We start from the raw sequence: 22,182 nt of genomic DNA, 5'->3' as shown, positions 1-22,182 counted from the left end.
GTCCGCGTCGTCGCGTGCGACTGTAGAGCCGAGCCCGTGCTCGGCTGATGTCGTTTGCCGCAAAGCGCAGCCGAGCGTTGGCTCGGCTCTACAGCAGAAGCGGGCTACCTTGCGCCGTCCAGCGCCTGCCGCAGCGCGGCCACGGTCGCGGTGGCGGTCTGGCTCCAGTCCGGGTCCAGGCCGCGCAAAGCCGGGTTCTGGAACTGCATCGCCGAGCGGCGCAGGCCCTTGGCCGAGGCGTGCAGTTCGGTGCAGCCGGTCCGTCGCGCAACGGCGGCGATGTTGGCCGGGCCCAGCCCGGCGCCGGCCATCACCGTGATACGTCCCGCCGCCTGGGTGACCAGACCCGCCAGCACATCGGCGCCGGCCTCTGCGCTGACCTGGCCGCCCGAGGTCAGCACGCGCTGACAACCCAGTCCGATCACCTGCTCCAGCGCCGCCGGCAGATCGCGGGCCGCGTCGAAGGCACGATGGAAAGTCACCTGCAGCGGCCCGGCGGCCTGCACCAGTTCACGGCACAACGCCAGGTCGATACCGCCCTGCACATCCAGCGCACCGATCACCACGCCATCGCAGCCCAGCGCGCGGCACTGCGCGATGTCACGCAGCATCAGTTCGGTTTCCAATGCGTCGTAGTGGAAATCACCCGGGCGCGGGCGCACCAGCACGAACAGCGGAATCGACAGGCGTTCGCGGGCGATCGCGATGGTGGCAAACGACGGCGTGGTGCCACCCTCGGCCAGGTTCTCGAACAGTTCGATGCGGTCGGCACCGCCGGCCTGCGCGGCCAGCGCCGAGGCCAGCGAGTTGCTGGCGATCTCCAGGGTCAGCCGCGTGCTCACGCCTGAGTGCTCATGTAGATCGACGGCGAGTCGCGCAGGTCGTCCTGGCGCTGTCCATCGCACACGGCGTAGACGAAGCCGCGGTGCAACGCGTAGGCACCCACCTCGCCCTGCTTGTTCATAGCCAGGAAGCACACCTGCAATGTTCTGCTCGCTTCGGGGCGCTTGCGCACCACGCGGTCGATGGCTTCGCGGCAGGCCTGCGCGGGCGAGCGCCCTTGGCGCATCAGCTCGACCACCAGGAACGAGGCGGCGTTGCGGATCATCTCCTCACCCACGCCCGAAGCAGTGGCCGCGCCCACTTCGTTGTCGACATACAGGCCGGCGCCGATGATCGGGCTGTCGCCGACCCGGCCGTGCAGCTTCCAGGCCATGCCGCTGGTGGTGCAGGCACCTGCAAGATGGCCCTTGGCATCCAGCGCCAGCATGCCGATGGTGTCGTGGTTGTCGCTGTTGCCGGGAATACCACGGCGCTCGGCATTGATCTGCGGCTGGTACTTCTCGGTCTTCAGCCACTCGCGCCAGGCCGCTTCGGCCTGCGGCGTCAGCAGGTGCCTGCGTTCAAAGCCCTGCTGCACCGCGAACTGCTGCGCGCCCTCGCCCACCAGCAGCACGTGCGGGCTGTTTTCCATCACTTTGCGGGCCACCGACACCGGATGCAGGATGTCGACCAGCGCGGCCACCGCACCACAACGGCCATCGCCATCCATGATGCTGGCGTCCAGGCTCAGCACGCCGTCGCGATCCGGGTTGCCGCAATGGCCGACGGTGGGGTTGCACAACTCGCTCTCGGCCCAGCGTGCACCGGCTTCAACTGCATCCAGTGCGCTGCCACCCTGCGCCAGCACCTTCCACGCGGCCTGGTTGGCCGGCACGCCGAAGTCCCAGGTCGAAACCACCCTGGCCCCACCCTGCGTGCGCGCCTGCACGCCCGGCAAGGCCACCATGCCTGCGGCCAGTGCGCCGGCCTGCAGGAACTGCCTGCGATCCACCATCTTCCCCTCCCAGTCTGCAATACACGGCCGGCCCGATGCCGGCCACGCCGATCAGTCGTGCGTGGGCTGCCGTGCGGCGTACCAGACCGCTGCGCCGAGAACGCCCAGCTGGCCATGCTCCACGCGCCATACCGGCACCTGGCGCAGCACCTCGGTCAGCACGCCCTTGTTGAGGAAGCGCTCACGGAAGCGACCATCGGCCAGGAAATCCTGCACATGCGCGGAAATGCCCCCGGCCAGGTACACCGAACGCGCACCCACCGCGATCGCTGCGTCGCCTACCAGGCTGCCCAGCCAGGCACAGAACACCTGCAGCGTTTCCACGGCCAGCGCATCCTCACCGCTGCGCGCGGCACCGATCAGTGCCTCGGTACTGCTCCACACCGGAGTGACGCCGCGCAATTCGCACAGGCACGGATACAGGTTCATCAGGCCACTGCCGGACAGCACGCGCTCGTTGTCCACGTGCGGCCAGCGCTGCAGCAGCTTGTCCAGCACCTGCAGTTCCAGCGCGTTGCCGGCGCCGAGCGCGGCATGGCCGATCTCGCTGGCCAGCACCGGACGCTCGCCGTCGGCAAAGCGCAATGCTGCACCCAGACCGGTACCGGCGCCCAGCACCAGCGCCGGGAACGCCTGCGCCGGGTCAGCATCGCCATTGAGCGGCACCAGGGTGTCAGGCTGCAGGTAGGGAATGGCCAACGCCACCGCTTCAAAATCATTGATCAGCTGCAGCTCATGCAGCCCGGACTGCACCCGCGTGGCCGACAGCGAGACCGTCCACGGCAGGTTGGAATTGATCAGCACATCGCCATCGAGCAGGCCGGCGATGGCGACCACGGCGGCCTGTACCGGCTGGCCGAGGCCTGCGGTGAAATCAGCAAGGATCGCGGCCAGGCTGGGATGCTCGGCGCAGGCGTAGGTGCGATGGCTGCCCAGCAGTGGTGCCTGGCCGGGTTGCGTTTCAGCCAGCGCCAAACGGGCGAAAGTGCCGCCGACATCGGCGACAACGAGACTGCGCGGAAGACCGCCGCGGGCGGAGTCGGTGGAAACCGGGGACGCTGCTGCGATGGTCACGCTGGCCTGCTTGGATCGATTGAATCGCCCCGATTCTCAGGCATCGGAGCGGCTTTGCCTAGCGCGCCGGCGGTTCAGGTTGGCCTACATGCCTTCCTGTTCGGCCACCTGCACGCCATCCACCAGCACGCGCAGGCGCTGCGGGCGGAAGCCGGCGAACAACAGCGGCCGGGTGCGCTCGACCAGCACCTCATGGCCGGCGATGTGGCGCAGCCACGACTGTACCAGTGAGAACGAGAAGTGGGTGCCCGGATGCAGCGGATGCTGCACCCAGACCTTCTCGGTGGCGCTCTGCAGCAGCATCGCGCCGGTGAACCAGTGGCGGCTGAGGGTCACCGGCGTGGTGCCGGCCATGAAGCGGATATCCATGCGGGGTCCTTTCGCTGGAGAGGCCTTGCGGCGTGTCAGGGCTGGGCAGTCTGCAGGCTGTAGCGGGTGGTGGCGGTGAACACCACGCCATCGGGCTGGGTGGAGCGTACCTCTACCTTGTGGCTGCCCACGGCCAGGTCGGTCGGCAACGCCCCACGCCACAGGTGCGGCGAAGCGGTGGCCTCCGGCGAGCGGTCGTAGCCACGCAGGCTGTCAGCCAGATCGTCGGCCACGTTCTCTACCATCAGGCGCGGGTCGGGCTGGCTGACCTGCTTCATCGGCTGCCATGCGCCGCCATCAACGCGGTACTCGACCACGCTGGCGTCCTCGCCCATGTAGACGTTGGCGTACACACCCCACGCCGGATAGGCCCCCTGGCGCAGCACCTTTGGTGCATGCAGGCCGATCTGCTCGCTGGCCGGCTTGCCGGCCACGCGGTACTGCAGTCTGTAGCTGCCATTGGCGGCGACGTCCAGCAACGCGTAGCCCTTTGGCGTGCCATCACTCATGGTGCTGTCCGGCACGCCGGCGGCATCCTTCACCCCCGACCAGAACGCACCGCAGTTGGCACCGACGTTGTATTCGTGCAGCGGCTTGTCACCGTTCCAGCCGTCGGCCTTGCCGTGGTAGACGTGCTGCTGGGTGTGGCTGTGGCCACTGAGCACCAGCACGTTGCGGAAGTCCTTCAGCAGGTCGAACAGGCGCTGGCGGTCAGCATGACGGAAGGTCTCGCGCCCCGGCGCGGCGTCGAACAGCGGGATGTGCATGCCCAGCACCAGCAGGCGGTCCTTGTGCAGGCCCTTCAGGTAGCTGGCAAGGAAAGCGAACTGGTCTTCGCGCAGGCCACCGACATACTTCGGCCTTGCGTTGGGGTCATACACCACGTCATCGAGGAACACGAAACTGGCACCGCCCTCTTCCACCGCGTAGGTATCCGGGCCGTAGATATTGCGCCAGCTGTCCAGCGAATGCTCATCGCTGGCGGCATCGAAATCGAGATCGTGATTGCCCGGCACATGGAACCACGGCACGCCCAGCGACGTAGTGACCTTGTTGATTGCCGGATACAGGGTCAGGTCATCGTTGACGATGTCACCCAAGGTGGTGCCCATGCGCGCCTTGGTCTGGCCGACCAGCGGCGACACGATCGACTGCTGGTAGTAGCCGATGTCCTTCAGGCTGGCGGTCTGGGAGTCGGTGAAGACCAGCATCTGGAAGCCGCGACGGCTGTCATGGCGATCCGGCTGCAGCGCGAAATCCCAGTTGCGGGTGACATCGCTGGTGGCGGCGATGCCGCCGTACTTCAGCGCCGGCGAGCCGTTCGGGCGGAAGTGGCGCCAGAACGAAGGCAGGCCGTCTGCCGCCTTCGGGAACGAATACGCATCGGGCTTGATCACGAACACGGTCTGGCCGTCGCGCACCGGCAGGCTGTAGCTGCCGTCGGCGGCGGTCTTGACGATGGCCTCGCCGTTGGAGACCTGCACCCCGGCCAGGCCCGGATCGGTCGCACCGCGGCCCGGCTTGCCGTCACGCTCCAGATAGACCTTGCCGGTGACCACGGTGTCCGCAGCCCAGGCCGGCGAGGTCAGCAACAGGCAGCACAGCCAGGCGGCAGGCAGTTTCATGGGAGAGATCCAGCAGAAAGAGACGCGGTATTGTAGAGCCGAGCGATGCCCGCCTGCATTTCCAGCGGGTAGTGCCGGCCGCTGGCCGGCAGCCCCTCGATGCCCGAAGATGATGAGGTTGCCGGCCAGCGGCCGGCACTACCACGCTTCAACGATGGCGTTTTTCCAGCACCGCCCGCGCATCGTCCAGCGACAGACCGCGCGCGCGCAGCAGTACCAGCAGGTGGTACAGCAGGTCCGAAGCCTCACCGAGCAGCGCCTCGTCATCCTGCGCAACCGCCGCCAGCGCGGTCTCCACCCCCTCCTCACCCACCTTCTGTGCGATGCGGCGGATGCCGCCCTCGAACAGGCGGGTCGTATAGCTGCCCGGTGGGCGCTGCGCCTCACGCATCGCGACCAACTGGCCCAGCCCGCCCAGGAAGTCCTTCGGCGCCTGGTCGAAACAGCTCTCCGCACCCGTGTGGCAGGTCGGCCCGGCCGGCCGTGCCATCACCAGCAGCGTGTCGGCGTCACAGTCGACGCTGATCGATTGCACCACCAGCACGTTGCCGGACTGCTCGCCCTTGGTCCACAACCGCTGCTTGCTGCGGCTGAAGAACGTCATGTGGCCGACGGCCAGCGTGGCCGCCAGCGATCCTGCGCTGACATAGCCCAGCATCAGCACCTGCAGCGTATCGGCATCCTGCACCACGGCCGGCAGCAGGCCGTCACCCTTGCCCCAGTCCAGTGCCTGCAATGCGTCCAACGAAGGCCTGACTTCAATAGACATCCCGCACCTCGATCTGCTGTCCGCGCAGGTAGCGCTTCAATTCCGGAATGGCGATGGCGCCGCTGTGGAACACGCTCGCCGCCAGCGCACCATCGACGTCGGCCTGGTCAAAGGCTTCGGCGAAGTGCTCCATCGCACCGGCGCCACCGGAGGCGATCAGTGGCACCTGGCACAGTGCCCGCGCCTGCTGCAACTGTGCGACATCGTAGCCGCGGCGCACGCCATCGCTGTCCATGCAGTTCAGCACGATCTCACCGGCGCCCCGACGTTGCGCCTCGACAATCCAGTCAAGGGTGCGCAGTGGCACCGCCTGGGTCTTGTCCGGGTCTCCGCTGAAGCGGCGCACCCGCCATTGGCCATCCGCTTCGCGCACCGAATCGACACCGACCACCACGCATTGCACGCCGAACTCGTCGGCCAGTTCAGTGATCAGTTCCGGGCGGCCCAGCGCGGGGGAGTTGATCGACACCTTGTCGGCACCGGCGAACAACACGCGACGCGCGGTTTCCACGCTGTCGATGCCCCCGGCCACGCAGAACGGAATGTCGATCAGCCGCGCGATGCGCTCGATCCAGGCAACGTCGACCGAACGCGCCTCGGGGCTGGCGCCGATGTCATAGAACACCAGCTCGTCCGCCCCTTGGTCGCGATAGCGCTGCGCCAACTCAGCGATGTCGCCCATGTCGACGTGGTCGCGGAAGCGCACGCCCTTGACCACGCGGCCATCGCGCACGTCGAGGCAGGGAATGATGCGGCGGCTCAACATGCCAGCGCCTCCGCCAGGTCCATGCGCTGCTCCAGCAGGGCCTTGCCGAGAATCGCACCACCGCAGCCGGCGGCACGCGCCTCGGCCACATCGGCCACGTCACGGATGCCGCCGGACGCCTGCACCGCCACCCCCGGCAGCAAGGCCGACAGGTGCTGGTAGAGGCCGATATTGGGCCCGGCCAGCATGCCGTCGCGGGCGATGTCGGTGCACAAGAGATGGCGCATGCCGGCGCGCGCGTAGCGCTGGGCCAGGTCATCCAGGGTCACCCCGGCGTTCTCGGTCCAGCCGTGCACCGGCAGCTGCCACTGCCCCTGTGCGTCCTGGCGCGCGTCCAGCGCAATCGTGATGCGCTCGGCGCCGAATTCCTCCAGCCAGCCGACCACTTCATCGGGACGACGCACCGCCAGCGAACCGACCACCACGCGGCCGGCACCAGCATCAAGGATGCGCGCCACATCGTCGCGGCCACGCACGCCACCACCGGTCTGCACCTGCAGCGGCGCCTGCGCGCGGATCGCCGCCAGCAGCGGCGCCAGCGTATAGCCACCAGCGCGTGCAGCATCCAGGTCGACCAGATGCATCCACTGCGCGCCCTGCGCGGCGAAGGCCTGCGCGCGCGGCAGCGGATCGTCGCCGTAGGAGGTTTCCTGCGCGTAGTCGCCCTGGCGCAGCCGCACCACGCGGCCATCGCGGATATCCAGCGCGGGGTAGACGATGAAACTCATGCAGCAGTGCCCTCGAGGAAATTGCGCAGCATCAGCGAGCCGGTTTCGCCGGAACGTTCGGGATGGAACTGCGCGCCGTAGTAACGCCCCTGCTCCACCACGGCGGTGAACAGCCCGCCGTGGTCGCAGGCAGCGACGGTGTGGGTATTCAAGGGTGCCGCATAGCTGTGTACGAAGTAGGCGCTGGCGCGTTCCGGCACACCCTGCAACAGCAGCGACTCACGTAGCGGCAGCAGGCGGTTCCAGCCCATGTGCGGCACGCGGATGCCACAGGCCGGCACCAGCTTGCGCACCACGCCCGGAATCAGTCCCAGTGTCTCTACGCCCGCTTCCTCGGAGCGTTCGAACAGCAACTGCATGCCAAGACAGATGCCCATCAGCGGCACCTCCAGCCGCTGCAACGGCTCCACCAGGCCCTGCGCGTGCAATCGCTGCATGCCGGGACTGGCGGCGCCGACGCCGGGCAGGATCACCCGCCGCGCCCCCACCAGGCCGTCCGCGTCGCGCACCAGCCGCACCGTCGCGCCCAGGCGCTCCAGTGCGTAGCGCACCGAGCCCAGGTTGGCACCTCCGGCATCGATCAGCGCGACGTCGCTCACAATGCCCCCTTGGTGCTCGGCAGTGCCGTGCCCTGCCGGGCCAGCGCCGGGCGCAGTGCGCGCGCCAGCGCCTTGAAGCAGGCCTCCACCTTGTGGTGATCGTTGTCGCCGCGTACCTGCAGGTTGAGGTTCAGGCCACTGGCATCGCACAGCGAACGGAAGAAGTGCGGCACCAGCTCGGTCGGCATGTCGCCCACCCGCTCGCGCTTGAACTCGCCCTCGAACACGAAGTACGGGCGGCCGCTGAAGTCCAGCGCGGCGCTGGCCAGGGTCTCGTCCATCGGCAGGGTGAAGCCGTAGCGGCCGATGCCGCGCTTGTCGCCCAGCGCCTCGCGCAGGGCCTGGCCCAGGGCCAGCCCGGTGTCCTCGATGGTGTGGTGCTCATCGATGTGCAGGTCACCCTCGGCCTGGATATCGAGGGCGAAGCCGCCGTGCTTGCCGATCTGTTCGAGCATGTGGTCGAAGAACGGCAGGCCGGTGGCGATGCGCGCATCACCGGCGCGATCCAGGTCCAGCTCAACGCGGATCTTCGTTTCTTTGGTGTTGCGCTGGACCACGGCGGTGCGCGGCGCGTCGGCCAGCGCGTGCGCGATGCCCGGCCAGTCCCATTCGCCACCGAACTGTTCGGTACGCAACTGGAAGCCCCGGATGTTGAGGTTGTCGGCGAACTGCAGGTCGGTGATGCGGTCGCCAACCATGGCCGAGCGTGCCCAGTCGATGCTGCGGTCCTGCAGGTAGCCAGTCATCAGGCCGATGCCCGGCTTGCGGGTCGGCGCATTGTCCTGCGGCCAGCTGCAGTCGATCAGCACGTCACGGAAGGTGATGCCCTGGCTCTCGAAGATCTGCAGCATCAGGTCGTTGGGGCCATCGAAGCTGGCGCGTGGGTAGCTGTCGCTGCCCAGGCCGTCCTGGTTGGTGACGATCACGAACTGGTAGCCGGCATCACGCAGCTTTAGCAGGGCCGGGATCACCTGCGGCACGAAGCGCAGCTTTTCGTAGGCGTCGATCTGGAAATCGGCCGGCTCCTCGATGAGGGTGCCGTCGCGATCGATGAACAGGATCGGGGTCATGCTGCGGCCCTCCGCGCCGACAGGGCCGCAAGCACGCGGTCGTTTTCTTCGGGGCTGCCGATGCTGATGCGCAGGGCATCGCCCAGCTGCGGCGCGGCGCGCTGGTCACGCACCACCACGCCCGCAGCCAGCAGCGTATCGAACGCGGCCTGGGCATCGGCGAAGCGGACCAGCAGGTAGTTGCCGGATGAGCGGTAGACGCGACGCACGCCGGGCAGGCCCAGCAGCGCCACGCGCAGGCGTTCGCGCTCGGCAATCACCGTGGCTACGCGTTCGGCGGTCCTGGCCAGCGTGGCGGGTTGCAGCGCCTGTACCGCCAGTTCCGCGCACGGCGTCGGCACCGGGTACGGCGCCTGGCAGCGGCGCAGCACAGCAATCAGCTCCGGGGCGGCCATCAGGGTGCCGATACGGGCAGCAGCCAGCGCGTGCGCCTTGGACAAGGTGCGCAGTACCGCCAGGTTGGCGTGTGCGGCCAGAAGCGTGGTGGCCGATGCGCGCCCTGCGTACTCCACATAGGCCTCGTCCACCACCACCAGCGCCTGCCCGCGCAGCGCAACCGCCACACGCTCGACCTCCTCCAAGGCGATGTCACTGCCGGCCGGGTTCGACGGTGCGCACAGGAACACCAGCTTGGCACCCTGCGCCTTGGCCGCATCGATCACCGCATCCAGATCGGCGCGCAGGCCATCCTCGCTGTCCACCAGCGGCACTTCAATCAATGCGGCACCCTGCAGGCGCGCGCAGACGGCGTACATGCCGAACACCGGCGGCGTGACCAGCACGCCATCGCGACCCGGCACGCACAGCGCGCGTACCAGCAGATCAATGGCCTCGTCGCTGCCGCGGCCGACCAGCAGCTGCTGCGGCGTCACGCCGTACAGCGCCGCCAAGCCTTCGCGCAACGCCAACGGTTGCGGCTCCGGATAGCGCCGGCTGCTGCCAGCCGCATCGGCCGGATTGGCCCAGGCCGACTCGTTGGCGTTCAACCAGACCTCGCCCTGCACCGCCGCACTGCGTGCCGAGCTGTAGCCGGCGAACGCCTGCAGATCCGGGCGTACCAGCGCCAGCACATCCTCGATAGCCGCGCTCATGCCGCCACCTCCATGCGCAATGCCACCGCACGCTCGTGGGCATCCAGGCCTTCGGCGCTGGCGATGATGCGCGCGCAGCCGCCGATCGCGGCCAGGCCGGCGGCACTGGCGCTCTGCACGCTGATCAGGTTCTGGAAGCTGGCAACGCTGACGCCGCTGTAGGCACGTGCGGCACCGGCGGTGGGCAGCACGTGGTTGGTGCCGCTGCAGTAGTCACCCAGTGCTTCGGGCGTGTAATCCCCCAGGAACACCGAGCCGGCCGCCTGCACCTTGTCCAGCCACGCGCGCGGATCACGCAGTGCCAGGATCAGGTGCTCCGGCGCATAGCGGTTGCTGATCGCGAAGGCTTCCTCCAGCGAATCGACCTGGATCAGGCGCGACGCTGACAGCGCCTGGCGCGCAATCTGCTCGCGCGGCAGCAGGGCCACCTGGCGCTCGACCTCAGCCTCGACCGCCGCCAGCATCCCGGCATCGTCGGTCAGCAGCAGCACCTGCGAATCCGGGCCGTGTTCGGCCTGCGACAGCAGGTCGGCGGCCACGAACGCCGGATTGGCACCGGCATCGGCAATCACCAGCACCTCCGAAGGACCGGCCGGCATGTCGATGGCGGCGGCGCCCTCCTGTGCGACCTGCTGCTTCGCTTCGGTCACGAAGCTGTTGCCCGGCCCGAACAGCTTGTCGCAGGCGGGAATGCTTGCGGTGCCATAGGCCATGGCAGCGATCGCCTGCGCGCCGCCCAGCTTGAACACGCGCTGCACGCCGGTCAGCCGCGCCGCCACCAGTACGGCCGGGTCTGCGCTGCCATCGGCTCGCGGCGGCGTGCACAGCACCACCTGCGGGCAGCCGGCCAGCTGTGCCGGAACGCCCAGCATCAGCGCGGTAGACGGCAGCGGCGCGCTGCCGGCCGGCACGTACAGGCCCACCCGCCCGATCGGGCGCAGCATGCGTTCGCAGACCACGCCTGGCGCGGTTTCAACTGCGTATCCCTTGCCCATGCCGGCGGCGTGGAAGCGGGCGATGCGCTCGGCGGCGTCCACCATGGCCTGGCGCAGTTCGGCGGGGACAGCGGCTTCGGCCGCCGCGAACTCGGCTTCGCTCACTTCAAAGGACGACAGTTCGACACCATCGAAGCGTGCGGTGATCGCACGCAGCGCGTCGTCGCCCTGCGCGCGCACCTGTGCAATCAGCGTCGCCACCGCGTCGCGGGTCTGCTGCGCCACGGTCTGCACCGGGCGGGTCAATGCCGCGCTGCGCGCGGCCTCATCAAGTCGGGACCAGATCAGACGGTTCATGCCAGCGACCGCTCCACGCTCAGTACCATCAGGCCCTGCGCACCCGCGCGCTCGAGTTCCTCCATGCGCTGCCAGCTCAGCGGGCCAGGGCACATGGTCTGCAGGCGCAGCGCACCGCCATCGGCCGGCAACCGCACCAGCGGCTCGGCATCGGCCAGCAACTGCGCGAGCGCGTCGACGCGGTCCTCGCTGGCGCGGAACATCAGCAGCTTGCGGTCCTGGCGCTGCACCACGCCATCGAGTCGGCGCAGCAGCATCGCGCGCAGCGAAGCGCGTGCATCATCCGGCACTCGTACTGCACCGGCCAGCACCGCCTCGCTGTCGAGCAGGTTGTGTACCGGGGTCAAGTGGTTGGCGCGCAGCGTGGCACCGCTCGAGACCAGATCACAGATCAGGTCGGCAGTGCCCAGGCGCGGGGCGATTTCCACCGAACCGGACAATTCGACCACCTGCGCGTCCACGCCCTGCTCCGCCAGCCACTGCGTGAGGATGGCCGGGTAGCTGGTGGCGATGCGGGTACCGGCCAGCTGCGCCGGACCCTGCCACTGCCATTCCTCCGGCACCGCCAGCATCAGCCGGCACTGGCCGAAGCCCAGCCCGCGCAGCGCCTGATAGGCGTCAGGCAGGCCGATCTGGCGGCGTGCCGCGGCCTGCTCGTCCAGTTCATTGCGGCCGACGATGCCGAGGTCGCAGACGCCGTCAGCGATCAGGCCGGGGATGTCGTCGTCGCGCACCAGCAGGAGGTCTACCGGCAGCGATTCACCGTAGCAGAACAACTTGTCACGGCTTTCGCGCCAGCTCAGGCCACAGGCGCTGAGCAGGTTGCGGGCGGGCTCGGCCAGCCGGCCACTCTTCTGGATGGCGATACGCAGCCGGTCTCGTGCCGGCGCTGCCTGGGTTGCACTCATGGGGGAGGTCTCGAAGTTCGGAACGGGGCGCGGATCAGCGCGAAGCAAGGCGGTCGATGGCAGCGGCATAGCCTCGATGGCCATGCTCAAGCGTGCGTGCCACCCGTCCGGTGGTGGTCACGCTCACGCCGGTGCGCTCGTGGATCTCGCGATACGGCACGCCCTGCTGCAGCAACGGCACCACTTTCCAGCGGTCGGCCATGGCTTCCAGTTCGGCCGGCGTGCACAGATCGCGCAGGAAGGCTTCCACCTGCTCCGGCTCGCGCAGGGCGGCAAAGGCCAGGGCCAGGGCTTCCAGGTCGGCCTTCGGGTCTTTGGCGGCAATCTCGGGGCGGGCTTTCACGGGGCTGTTTCCATGCATCAATGTAATAGCGCGTTAGTACATTAGCGCATTCTTGCGCAGTGCGTCAAATCGTCAGTTGGGGTACGGCAGGGCTGCTGCCCTGCACCCGCAGAGGCAAGAGCCAGAGCAACAGCAAAGCTGGTTTCCGAGGGTTGGCGGGATGGATCCGCTTGAGGGGGGCGCTGCAAGTACCCCTCCGGGGCCCGGCCCAGCCGCTGGCGGCTGGGCGTTCGGGCGCTTGCGAAGCAGTGCTTCGCAAGCAAAGCGCCCTCACCCATGTAAGCTCGGTCGCCGCATTTATGCGGCTCACGCCCCCTCAACCGGACCCACCCCGCCTTCGACGGTTGGCCGCGAGCTGTCGGGACGGCCGGGGCCCGGAAACGAAAACGCCCACCGGTTGGTGGGCGTTTCCTTGAAGTGTTGCATGCTGCCAGTGGCCGTTACATCACCTTGGACTGCTCCAGCTCCACCTGCAAAGTGCTCGCCAGCTCATCGCGGGAGACTTCGAACTGCTGCTCGCGCACCAGGTCCTTCACCGCCACCACGCCGCGCGCCAGCTCGTCCTCACCGGCCAGCACCACGAAGCGGATGCCCGCCTTTGCGGCGTACTGGAACTGCTTGCCGATCTTCTTCGGCTCCATCTGCACTTCGGTGTTGATGCCACCGGCGCGCAGGCGGCGGGCGATGTCCAGCGACTGCGGCATGCCCTGCTCGTCCATCAGTGCCACCAGTGCCTGCACGCTGCTGGCCTCGATGCCATCGATCAGGCCGGCTTCGCGCAGCTGCCAGAACAGGCGCGACAGGCCGATGGAGATGCCCACGCCCGGCAGCTTCGACTTGCTGTAGTGGCTGGCCAGGTCTTCGTAGCGGCCGCCCGAACAGATCGAGCCGATCTGCGGATGGTCGGTCAACGTGGTCTCGTAGACGGTGCCGGTGTAATAGTCCAGGCCGCGCGCGATGGAGAAATTCAGGCAGTACGCGCTCTCCGGCACACCCAGCGCCTGCACCAGCTGCAGCACTTCGCGCAGCTCGGCCACGCCGGTGCGCAGGATTTCCGAAGAGCCGCCGTCGGCTTCAAGCGTGGCCAGCTGCGCCAGCGCATCGGCATGGCCCTGCGAACGCACGGCCACAAAGGCCAGGATCTTCTCGACCTGCTCGCCCGGGATGTTGAAGCCCTCGCCCACCAGCGTCTCGCGCACGTAATCGGCGCCGCGCTTGTCCAGCTTGTCCACTTCACGCAGCACCGCCAGCTGGCGCTCGCCTTCGGCCACGCCCAGGCTCTCGAAGAAGCCGCGCATGAGCTTGCGGTTGTTCAGCTGGATGCTGAAGTCACCGATGCGCAGTTCCGAGAACACGGCGTGGATGACCGCCAGCACTTCGGCATCATAGCGAACGCTCAGGCTGTCCTTGCCGATCACGTCGATGTCGCACTGGTAGAACTCGCGGAAACGGCCGCGCTGAGCACGCTCGCCGCGGTAAACGCGCTGCATCTGGTAGCGACGGAACGGGAAGGTGAGTTCGTGTTCGTGCTCGGCCACGTAGCGTGCCAGCGGCACGGTCAGGTCGAAGCGCAGCGCCATCTCCGGCAGCGAACGGTCGCCCGATTCGGCCGCATTGGCCAGCGCACCGGTGGACTGCACGAAGTACACCTGGCGCTCGGTCTCGCCGCCGGACTTGGTCAGCAGCACGTCGGACAGCTCGAACACCGGCGTCTCCACCGGCAGGAACCCGAAGCGCTCGTAGTTGCGGCGGATCACGTCCAGCATGCGCTGGAACGCAATCTGCTCGCGCGGCAGCAGTTCAAGGGTGCCGGGCGGGGTACGGGGCTTGATCACGGGCGGAACTCCTGCTGGAACGGGACGTGGGAGGGGGCGACATTCTAGCGCCCCCGCCTCGGGCAGGGTCGAACGGCCGCTTGAAGTATCATAAGGCCCTCCCCCGCCCGCGATACGCCCCCGCAACATGTCACGGCCTTCCGGCGCTCCGCCCGCCACCAACGATCCCGCCTCGCCGTCCTGCACCACGCTGGACTGCCTGCACTGCTCGGTTCGCCACCTTGCGGTGTGCTCGGCGCTGTCGCCCGATGAAGTGCAGGCGCTGGAACAGGTCACCGTTTCGCAGCAGGTCAGCATGGGCAGCACGCTGGCCCGCACGGGTGAAGAACGCGACCATGTCTATACATTGACTGCCGGCGCACTGCGCCTGGTACGCACCCTGGCCGACGGCCGCCGCCAGATCAACGGCTTCGTGCTGCCCGGCGACTACCTGGGCCTGAGCGGCAGCGACCATCACCGCTACGACATCGAAGCCATCGCCGACAGCCGTGTCTGCCGCGTCGCGCTGCCACAGATGAAGGCGCTCCGCAGCCGCTTCCCGCACCTGGAGCGCAAGCTGCTGCAGCGTGCCTGCCAGGAACTGGATGCCGCGCAGGACGCTGCACTGGCGCTGGCACGCCTGCAGCCGGCCGAGAAGCTGGCTGATTTCCTGCTGCGCCTGGCCGCGCGTGAAGCCAGGCTGGGCGGCGACGGCCTGCGCGTGTCGCTGCCGATGGGCCGAGGCGACATCGCCGACCATCTGGGCCTGACCATGGAAACGGTCAGCCGCACCTTCACCAAGCTGCGCCAGCAAGGGCTGATTGCCCTGCCCCACCTGAACGTAGTGGAGATCCTCGACGAGGACGGGCTGCGCACGCTGGCCGGTGAAGGGTTGATCTGACCGCACTGCGGTTGCTGGGATTGCCGGCCAGCGGCCGGCAATCCCATCCATCTCCGATCAACGCAACAACACCTCGCGCAACGCCGCGTAATCGGCGGCCAACGGTTCGGCGTGCGCCGCCCGTTGCAACAACGCATCCAATGCCGGCGGCACGGCCACAGGTTCGCCGATCAACGGCTCGACCACGGCCTCGAACTTGGCCGGATGCGCGGTGGCCACCACCGCCCAGTCGCCCTTGGCACCACGGGCGCGCAGGTCCTGCAGCACCTTCACCGCCGTAGCCGTATGCGGGCAGAACAGCTCGCCCCTGCTGGCATGCGCGGCGGCAATGGTGGCCCGGATGGTCACGTCATCCACCGCAAACGCCCGGAAGGCAGCACGCAGTTCGGCATCGTCACCCTGGTAGAGCCAGCGCAGGCGCTCGAAGTTGCTGGGCGCCCCCACATCCATGGCATTGGCCACGGTCGCCACGCTGGCCTGCGGGTGGTACTCGCCACCGTTGAAGTACGCCGGCAATACGGCGTTGGCATTGGTGGCCAGCACGATCTGTCCGATCGGCACGCCCAGCGCGCGCGCCAGCACTGCGGCCATTGCGTTGCCCAGGTTGCCGGTCGGTACCACCAGGTTGAGCCGGCGACGATGCAACGCGTAGTGGCTCAGTGCCGTATGTGCGTAGTAACTCATCTGCGGCAGCAGGCGACCGAGGCTGATGCTGTTGGCCGAGCTCAGCGGCACCTGTGCCTGCAGTTCGCGGTCGGCCAGCGCCTGCTTGACCATGGCCTGGCAGTCGTCGAAGGCACCGGCCACGCACAGCGCCTGGATGTTGTCACCGAAGCAGCCGAGCTGGTGCGCCTGGCGCGGTGACACGCGGCCATCCGGATACAGCACCACCACGCGTACGCCTGGCTGGCGATGGAAGGCCGCGGCAACGGCGGCGCCGGTATCGCCAGAGGTGGCGACGACGATGGTCAGTTCGCGGTCCTTGCCGGCCTGCAGCCGCGACAGCGTACCGGCCAGGAAACGCGCACCAATGTCCTTGAACGCCGCCGTCGGTCCATGGAACAGTTCCAGCACGTGGTCACCGTCACCGAGCGCGCGCAGCGGCACCGGGAAGTCGAACGCCTCGCGGCAGATCGACGGTAATGCGGCCTCCAGCGCATCCCCGGCGAAGAACGGTGCCAGCAGGTCTGCAGCGGTATCGGCCAGGGTCGCACCGGCTTCCAGCTCACGTGGCGCCGGCAGTGCCTGGGGCACGTACAGGCCACCATCGGGTGCCAAGCCTGCAGCGATGGCCGCGCTGAGGCCAACGGCCGGGGACCGGCCGCGGGTCGAAACGAATTGCATGGGTTCAGTATCCAAAGAGGGAGAAGGATTCAGCACAGCCGGGCTCCCGGCGCATCCAGCGGCGACACCCAGGCATCGCTGTCGAAGCCGGCAGCAGCGAATGCGGCCTGCACCGGCGCCGCGGCAGCGTGGGCCTGGTCGGCATCTTCGAACCAGGCGAATACGCTGGGGCCGGCACCGGAGATGCCCGCGCCCATTGCACGGGCTGACAACGCCGCATCGCGAGCCATCTCGAAGCCGCCGATCAGACCCGCCCGTCGCGGCTCCACCAGCACATCGCGCAGGCCAGCGCGCACCAGCGCCGCGTCGCTGCGATGGCAGCCGCTGAGCACCAGCGCAAGATTCGCACTCTGCGCCACGAATTCACCCAGCGCATAGCTGCCTTGCAGCGCCTGGCGTGCCAGACGGGTTTCCAGCACCGCGTGCGGGTGCACCAGCAGGCTGTGCCAACTGGCTGGCACAGGGATCGTCAGCAGGCGGTCAGCCGTGCACAACGCCAGCCCGCCGAGCAGCAGCGGCCCCACGTTGTCACCATGGCGGCCCCCACTGGCCACGGCCTCGCCATCCAGTGCAAACGGGTACAGCGCCTCGCGCGAGAGCGGCGCATCCAGCAATGCATTGGCAGCAACCAGCGCAGCGACGGACGAGGCTGCCGAGCCCCCCATGCCGGAGCCGAATGGAATGCCCTTGTCGATCTCCACCGCGAAGCCGAAGTGCAGGCCCAGCCCTGCGCGCAGCGACATCAACGCCGCACCTGCCGTGTTTCCGGCCGCCTCCAGCGGCAGTTCGACCGCACTGCCGCGGATCGCCTCGATGCGCACCACCGGCTCATCGATACGCCGCACGCTCACCGTATCGCCAACGCCTGCAATGGCATGCCCCAGTATGTCGAAGCCCACCGCCACATTGGCCACCGAGGCGGGCGCAAATGCACGTGCGATCACAGGCGTGCTCCCTCGCCAGCGGCTACCCGCAGCAGGTCGGCGAACACGCCCGCCGCCGTCACTTCCGGTCCAGCGCCCGGTCCCTGCACCACCAGCGGGTTGTCGCAGTAGCGGCGGGTACGGAACTGCACCACGTTGTCGGTCAGCCGCAGGTTGGCGAAGGCATGGTCGGCCGGCAGTTCCTGCAGGCCCACCGAGGCGCCGTCGGTGCCCAGCCGTGCCACGTAGCGCAGCACCGCGCCACGCGCCCGTGCATCCTGCAGGCGCTGCAGCAGGCTAGCGTCGGACTCGCCCAGCCGTGCCATGAAGTCATCCACGCTGCCGTCGCGCAGCAGTGCCGGCACCAGGCTTTCCACCTGTACCTGTTCCAGGCTGAGCGCGTGGCCGGCCTCGCGTGCAAGGATCACCAGCTTGCGTGCCACGTCCACACCGGACAGATCATCGCGCGGATCCGGCTCGGTATAGCCCATCGACCGCGCCTGCGCGACCAGCTGCGAGAACGGCTGGCTGCCATCGAAGCGGTTGAACAGCCAGGCCAGCGTGCCGGAGAAGATGCCCTCGATGGCCAGCACCTCGTCACCCGTATCGACCAGATCGCGCAGCGTGGTGATCACCGGCAGGCCCGCGCCCACCGTGGCCTCGTAGCGGAAGCGCGCACCACTGGCCGCTGCGGCGGCGCGGATGCGCTGGTAGCGCGGCAGCGGCCCGGCACCCGCCTGTTTGTTAGGGGTGACCACATGGATGCCTGCCGCCAGCCAGCCCTCGTAGCGCTCGGCCACCTCGGCACTGCCACTGCAGTCGATCACCACCGCATGCGGCAGGTGCGCAGCCAGCAGGTGCTCGGTGAAACGATCAAGATCGCTGGATTCACCCGCGTCCCGCAGGGCCTCGCGCCAGTCCGCATGCAGGCCGTCCACTTCCAGGCGCATGCGCGAACGCGAGGCCAGCGCACGCAGGCGAAGATCCACATTGGCCTTGGCCAGCAGCTGCGGGCGCGCGGCCAGCAACTGGTCCAGCAGTGCGGCGCCAACGTTGCCGGGCCCGATCACACCGACCGCGAAGGTCTGCGGCGACAGCCAGAAGCCTGCATGCGCCGCGCGCAACGCACGGGTGGCATCGGCACTATCCACGGCGACCGAGATGTTGCGTTCGGACGAGCCCTGCGCGATCGCCAGGATGTTCACCTGCGCACGCCCCAGTGCCTCGAACAGGCGCGCCGCCACACCTGGCTGCCCGGCCATGCCGTCACCGACCGCAGCCAGTACGCTGACGCCCTCACTGACCTGCACGCGCTGCACCTGTCCCGCTGACAGCTCGTGCGCAAATGCGTGCAGCAGTGCCTCGCGGCCGCGCGCAGCTTCGGCGGCGCGCACCACGCAGCAGATCGAATGTTCCGAGGAACCCTGCGAGATCATCACCACAGAGACCTGCGCCTGGCGCAGGGCGGCAAACACACGCTCGGCGGTACCCGGCACGCCGATCAGGCCAGTGCCCTCCAGGTTCAGCAGCGCCAGCCCGGGACTCAGGGTCAGGCCCTTCACCGGCCCGCGCGGCGAGCGCTCGGCGCTGATCCGCGTACCCGGATGCGCCGGCTGGAACGTATTGCGGATGAAGATCGGCAGGCCGAGTCGGATCGCCGGCGACATCGTCTGCGGATGCACCACCTTGGCGCCGAAGTACGCCAGTTCGCAGGCCTCGTCGTAGCTCAGCGCTTCCAGCTGCACCGCCTCGGGCACCAGCCGTGGGTCCGCCGACAGCACGCCATCGACATCGGTCCAGATGTGCAGCTCGTCAGCGTTGAACAGCGCGGCAAAGATCGCACCGGAATAGTCGCTGCCGTTGCGACCGAGGGTGGTGATGCGGTCATCGCGATCGCGTGCGACGAATCCGGTGGCAACCAGGCGCGACTGCGGATGCTGCAGGCGCCACTTGGCCAGGCGGTCGGCACTGGCTTCCCAGTCGACATCCACGCCGAGTTCGCCATGCCCGACCACCAGCACATCGCGCGCGTCGAGTACCGCGCAGTCTTCGCCCAGCGCGCGCAGATGCGTGCCGAGCAGCTGTGCGGAAAACACTTCGCCCAAGCCCTGCACACGGTCCAGCACCTCGCGCGGCAGCTCGCCGATCACTTCCAGCGCGGCCAGCACTTCGGCCAGCTGATCGAAGCGGGCGTCGATCCATTCGACCGTCTCGCCCACCTGCTCGCCCAGCAGCGCCACGGCAGCGCCGCGATGGCGTGCGCGCAGGGCATGCCAGGCCTCACGCCAGCCTCCATCGCCCTTGGCCGCCAGCTGGGCCAGTTCGATCAGCGCGTCGGTGACGCCCTTCATCGCCGAGACGACAGTGACCTGCAGCGATTCGGGACGGGCCAGCAACAGGCCGCCCACATGGCGATAGCGTTCGGCATCGGCCACCGAGGTGCCGCCGAACTTGTGCACGACGGTGAACGCGGCAGCCAGGTCGGCCGGGGCAACGGAATGAGCGGGGGCGTGGGGAGACATGCAGACCTCGGTAGGAGGCCCCGTCGCATGCAGGTGTCGAGTTTCCCCGCCACCTGTAGGGTGCGGGGCCGTGGTTTTCGGGAGTTACACGAAGACGACGGGCCGCACCAGGGCAGTGGTGGCGGTGGTGGTGGTAATGGTGGTGATGGTCGCGACCGGCGCAGTCGAACGGCCCGCAATGGCGGGGGCGATCAGGCTGGCGTGGGCGGCATCAAGGACCATGGCGCACAGAAAACACCGTGCGCCCGGCCGGTGTCAAGTGCTGCGATGCAAAAAACCGATGCGGCGATCATCGGCCAACGCGCCTACATTTGGTTGCAACTGAGACAAAGCCGGCATCAGCACGCTTGACGACTGCATTCAGCCGGCATGTTCGGTGATCGCCCGCGGTGTGCGATGGGCATGCGCGCACAGCATCACGCCAGCCACCAGGAACACGATTGCCAGCGCTTCCAGCAGCGAGGGCCAGCGCTGCTGCCATGCAAAGGCGTACAGCAGCGCGAACAGGGTCTCGAACACGATCATCTGGCCAGTCAGGGTCAGTGGCAGCAGGCGGCTGGCACGGTTCCAGAATGCGTTGCCGAGGATCGAGGCCACCACTGCCACGCCGGCGCTGATCGCCCAGAACCCGCTCCATTGCGCCGCCGTATGGCTGCCGGTGTGCCCGCTGAAGGCCATCGGCACCAGCAGCAGGGCCAGGCCGCCAGTGGTGACGCCGGTCAGCAGCGACCAGTCATGGCTGGACAGGTCTGGCCTGCGCGCCAGCCAGCGGCTGTTGCCGATCGAGTACAGCGCCCACGAGAACAGCGCACCGAACGCGCACAGCAGCCCGATCAGGCGCTGCCGCCACGGGGTGACCAGGTGCTCGGACATCAGCGCTTCCCAACCCACCAGGGCGACCCCCAGCACGCACAGCCCCAGTGCCGGCAGCAGCTGTTTCAGTGGTACAGCGCCCGGCTCGCGCACGCCAACGAGGGTGACCACCACCGGTATCAGGCCGACGATCAGCGATGCCGCAGCGCCACCGGCCCACTGCACGGCGGTCGCCAGCAGCAGGAAATACACCAGGTTGCCTGCCAGGCTCAGCCACAGCAGGCCGATCCATTCGGCACGGCCCAGCCGCAGTGCCAGCCGCTTCCATCGCGGCAGCAGCAGGGCGACTGCCATCAGGCCATAGACCAGGTAGCGGCCGGCGGACAGTTGCAGCGCATTGAACGACTGAAGCACGGCAGGCGCGAGAAAGACCACGCCCCACAGCGCGCCAGCGGCCACGCCATTGGCGATGCCCACGGCCATCGGGTTGTTGCGCATTCGGGTTGTCCGGGGGGATGGAACGGGCCGCGCAGTGTAAGCGCTGGCCGCTGGGCGCTCTTGACCCAGGCTGCTGCCTTGTCACCTCTGTAGAGCCGAGCCAATGCTCGGCTGCGATTCGCCGTTGTGCAGACAAGGGCAGCCGAGCATCGGCTCGGCTCTACAACTCAGCCGGCACCCCTGCGCCACGCAGCGGGGGTCTGGCCACATTCGCGGCGCAGCGCACGGGTCAGTGCGCTCTGCTCGGAATAACCTGCAGCCAGTGCGATATCGCTGATCGGCGCGGCAGTGGTGCGCAGCTGATGCTTGGCCCAACGCAAGCGGCACGCACTGAGCCAGGCCTGCGGGCTCAGCCCGAACTCGCGCTGGAACAATGCGTGCAACCGGCTCTCGCTGACACCGACAAATCCGGCCATCCGGGCAACCGGCCAGGCCCGGCCGGGATCGGCCTGCACCGCCGCGCACAGGCCCTGCATGCGCGCCCCACTGCCCGCCGGTGCAAATGCCTGCAGCAACTGCGGCAGCAACGCCGGCATCGGCTGCCCTGCCTGCACCTCGGCCAGGCGCAGACGCAATGCCAGCGGCAGATGCAGCCAGCGCTGGCGGCACAGATGCTCCTGCGTGCCGTCATCCAGCACGCCTGGAGGACAATCAACGATCACGAAACCATTGGGGCCGTCCGCCATCTGGTCATGTGCTTCGCCGGCGGCCACAAATGCCCCCTGCAGCAGGTCCAGCCGGCCGCCGCGCCCTTCCATCTCGAACTGCAGTTCGCCCTGCAGCGGAAGCACCCACTGCGCGTAGTCATGGCGGTCCAGGCCGGTGGCCTGCCCGTAGTGCCGCAGATGGAAGATGGCGCCCATCCGGGCAGTGTGCGCGTGTAACAACGGCCGTGC

General features: G+C 68.3%; 22 protein-coding genes. 1 reads left to right on the top strand and 21 read right to left on the bottom strand.

What is annotated here, in order from left to right; all coding sequences use genetic code 11:
• Nucleotides 1-104: 104 nt before the first annotated feature.
• From A7X97_RS11905 to hisS, 15 genes are all read right to left on the bottom strand, one after another.
• Nucleotides 105-842: a copper homeostasis protein CutC gene (locus tag A7X97_RS11905; RefSeq protein ID WP_088497322.1), complete on the bottom strand. Its 738-nt coding sequence runs from the start codon at nt 840-842 to the stop codon at nt 105-107.
• Complete coding sequence (locus tag A7X97_RS11900) at nt 839-1,837, bottom strand: glycosylasparaginase (RefSeq protein ID WP_072169076.1); 999 nt, start codon at nt 1,835-1,837, stop codon at nt 839-841. The genes A7X97_RS11905 and A7X97_RS11900 overlap by 4 nt, the downstream gene beginning before the upstream one ends.
• Before the next feature lie 51 nt (nt 1,838-1,888).
• Entirely contained in the window at nt 1,889-2,911 is a 1,023-nt protein-coding gene (locus tag A7X97_RS11895; RefSeq protein ID WP_088497321.1) for a glucokinase, read from the bottom strand.
• 84 nt (nt 2,912-2,995) lie between these two features.
• The gene (locus A7X97_RS11890) at nt 2,996-3,280 is read right to left on the bottom strand and encodes a hypothetical protein (protein WP_005409434.1); all 285 of its coding nucleotides are present in this window, start codon (nt 3,278-3,280) and stop codon (nt 2,996-2,998) included.
• 35 nt (nt 3,281-3,315) lie between these two features.
• Complete coding sequence (locus A7X97_RS11885) at nt 3,316-4,905, bottom strand: calcineurin-like phosphoesterase C-terminal domain-containing protein (RefSeq protein ID WP_088497320.1); 1,590 nt, start codon at nt 4,903-4,905, stop codon at nt 3,316-3,318.
• Between the two features lie 148 nt (nt 4,906-5,053).
• Complete coding sequence (gene hisIE / locus A7X97_RS11880; RefSeq protein ID WP_111007965.1) at nt 5,054-5,674, bottom strand: bifunctional phosphoribosyl-AMP cyclohydrolase/phosphoribosyl-ATP diphosphatase HisIE; 621 nt, start codon at nt 5,672-5,674, stop codon at nt 5,054-5,056.
• Nucleotides 5,664-6,440 carry an imidazole glycerol phosphate synthase subunit HisF gene (gene hisF / locus A7X97_RS11875; protein ID WP_046985961.1) on the bottom strand — a complete coding sequence of 259 codons (777 nt, stop codon included), beginning with the start codon at nt 6,438-6,440 and terminating at the stop codon, nt 5,664-5,666. The genes hisIE and hisF overlap by 11 nt, the downstream gene beginning before the upstream one ends.
• Nucleotides 6,434-7,168 carry a 1-(5-phosphoribosyl)-5-[(5-phosphoribosylamino)methylideneamino]imidazole-4-carboxamide isomerase gene (gene hisA, locus A7X97_RS11870; RefSeq protein ID WP_072169070.1) on the bottom strand — a complete coding sequence of 245 codons (735 nt, stop codon included), beginning with the start codon at nt 7,166-7,168 and terminating at the stop codon, nt 6,434-6,436. Before hisA ends, hisF begins: the two co-directional genes overlap by 7 nt.
• Nucleotides 7,165-7,767 carry an imidazole glycerol phosphate synthase subunit HisH gene (gene hisH / locus A7X97_RS11865; RefSeq protein WP_072169069.1) on the bottom strand — a complete coding sequence of 201 codons (603 nt, stop codon included), beginning with the start codon at nt 7,765-7,767 and terminating at the stop codon, nt 7,165-7,167. The genes hisA and hisH overlap by 4 nt, the downstream gene beginning before the upstream one ends.
• Nucleotides 7,764-8,837: a bifunctional histidinol-phosphatase/imidazoleglycerol-phosphate dehydratase HisB gene (hisB, locus tag A7X97_RS11860; protein ID WP_088497318.1), complete on the bottom strand. Its 1,074-nt coding sequence runs from the start codon at nt 8,835-8,837 to the stop codon at nt 7,764-7,766. The genes hisH and hisB overlap by 4 nt, the downstream gene beginning before the upstream one ends.
• Nucleotides 8,834-9,928: a histidinol-phosphate transaminase gene (gene hisC / locus A7X97_RS11855; protein ID WP_088497317.1), complete on the bottom strand. Its 1,095-nt coding sequence runs from the start codon at nt 9,926-9,928 to the stop codon at nt 8,834-8,836. The genes hisB and hisC overlap by 4 nt, the downstream gene beginning before the upstream one ends.
• Nucleotides 9,925-11,220, bottom strand: a complete 1,296-nt coding sequence (gene hisD, locus A7X97_RS11850; RefSeq protein ID WP_088497316.1) for a histidinol dehydrogenase — start codon at nt 11,218-11,220, stop codon at nt 9,925-9,927. The genes hisC and hisD overlap by 4 nt, the downstream gene beginning before the upstream one ends.
• On the bottom strand, nt 11,217-12,128 hold the full coding sequence (gene hisG / locus A7X97_RS11845; protein WP_111007972.1) for an ATP phosphoribosyltransferase: 912 nt from the start codon (nt 12,126-12,128) through the stop codon (nt 11,217-11,219). The genes hisD and hisG overlap by 4 nt, the downstream gene beginning before the upstream one ends.
• A gap of 34 nt (nt 12,129-12,162) precedes the next feature.
• Nucleotides 12,163-12,471 carry a YerC/YecD family TrpR-related protein gene (locus A7X97_RS11840; RefSeq protein ID WP_088497315.1) on the bottom strand — a complete coding sequence of 103 codons (309 nt, stop codon included), beginning with the start codon at nt 12,469-12,471 and terminating at the stop codon, nt 12,163-12,165.
• A gap of 440 nt (nt 12,472-12,911) precedes the next feature.
• A complete protein-coding gene (hisS, locus tag A7X97_RS11835) occupies nt 12,912-14,306 on the bottom strand; it encodes a histidine--tRNA ligase (protein ID WP_072169064.1) in 1,395 nt (464 codons plus the stop codon).
• 127 nt (nt 14,307-14,433) lie between these two features.
• Here hisS and A7X97_RS11830 point away from each other — a divergent pair, with 127 nt between their 5' ends.
• Nucleotides 14,434-15,186, top strand: a complete 753-nt coding sequence (locus tag A7X97_RS11830) for a Crp/Fnr family transcriptional regulator (protein ID WP_005416324.1) — start codon at nt 14,434-14,436, stop codon at nt 15,184-15,186.
• A 57-nt stretch (nt 15,187-15,243) separates the two neighbouring features.
• Here A7X97_RS11830 and thrC read toward each other — a convergent pair whose 3' ends face one another.
• From thrC to A7X97_RS11805, 6 genes are all read right to left on the bottom strand, one after another.
• Nucleotides 15,244-16,530: a threonine synthase gene (gene thrC, locus A7X97_RS11825; RefSeq protein ID WP_072169063.1), complete on the bottom strand. Its 1,287-nt coding sequence runs from the start codon at nt 16,528-16,530 to the stop codon at nt 15,244-15,246.
• Nucleotides 16,531-16,559: 29 nt separating this feature from the next.
• Complete coding sequence (locus A7X97_RS11820) at nt 16,560-17,474, bottom strand: homoserine kinase (protein WP_072169062.1); 915 nt, start codon at nt 17,472-17,474, stop codon at nt 16,560-16,562.
• A complete protein-coding gene (gene thrA / locus A7X97_RS11815; RefSeq protein WP_072169061.1) occupies nt 17,471-19,975 on the bottom strand; it encodes a bifunctional aspartate kinase/homoserine dehydrogenase I in 2,505 nt (834 codons plus the stop codon). The genes A7X97_RS11820 and thrA overlap by 4 nt, the downstream gene beginning before the upstream one ends.
• A gap of 84 nt (nt 19,976-20,059) precedes the next feature.
• Nucleotides 20,060-20,197, bottom strand: a complete 138-nt coding sequence (locus A7X97_RS21915) for a hypothetical protein (protein ID WP_172412145.1) — start codon at nt 20,195-20,197, stop codon at nt 20,060-20,062.
• A 138-nt stretch (nt 20,198-20,335) separates the two neighbouring features.
• Entirely contained in the window at nt 20,336-21,286 is a 951-nt protein-coding gene (locus A7X97_RS11810; RefSeq protein WP_088497314.1) for a DMT family transporter, read from the bottom strand.
• 167 nt (nt 21,287-21,453) lie between these two features.
• Nucleotides 21,454-22,149 carry a helix-turn-helix transcriptional regulator gene (locus A7X97_RS11805; protein ID WP_111007964.1) on the bottom strand — a complete coding sequence of 232 codons (696 nt, stop codon included), beginning with the start codon at nt 22,147-22,149 and terminating at the stop codon, nt 21,454-21,456.
• Nucleotides 22,150-22,182 lie beyond the last annotated feature (33 nt).

Origin of the sequence: Stenotrophomonas sepilia (genome assembly GCF_003244875.1) — a bacterium.
GTDB classification, from domain to species: Bacteria; Pseudomonadota; Gammaproteobacteria; order Xanthomonadales; family Xanthomonadaceae; genus Stenotrophomonas; species Stenotrophomonas sepilia.
This window is presented reverse-complemented; position numbering and strand designations above follow the sequence as displayed.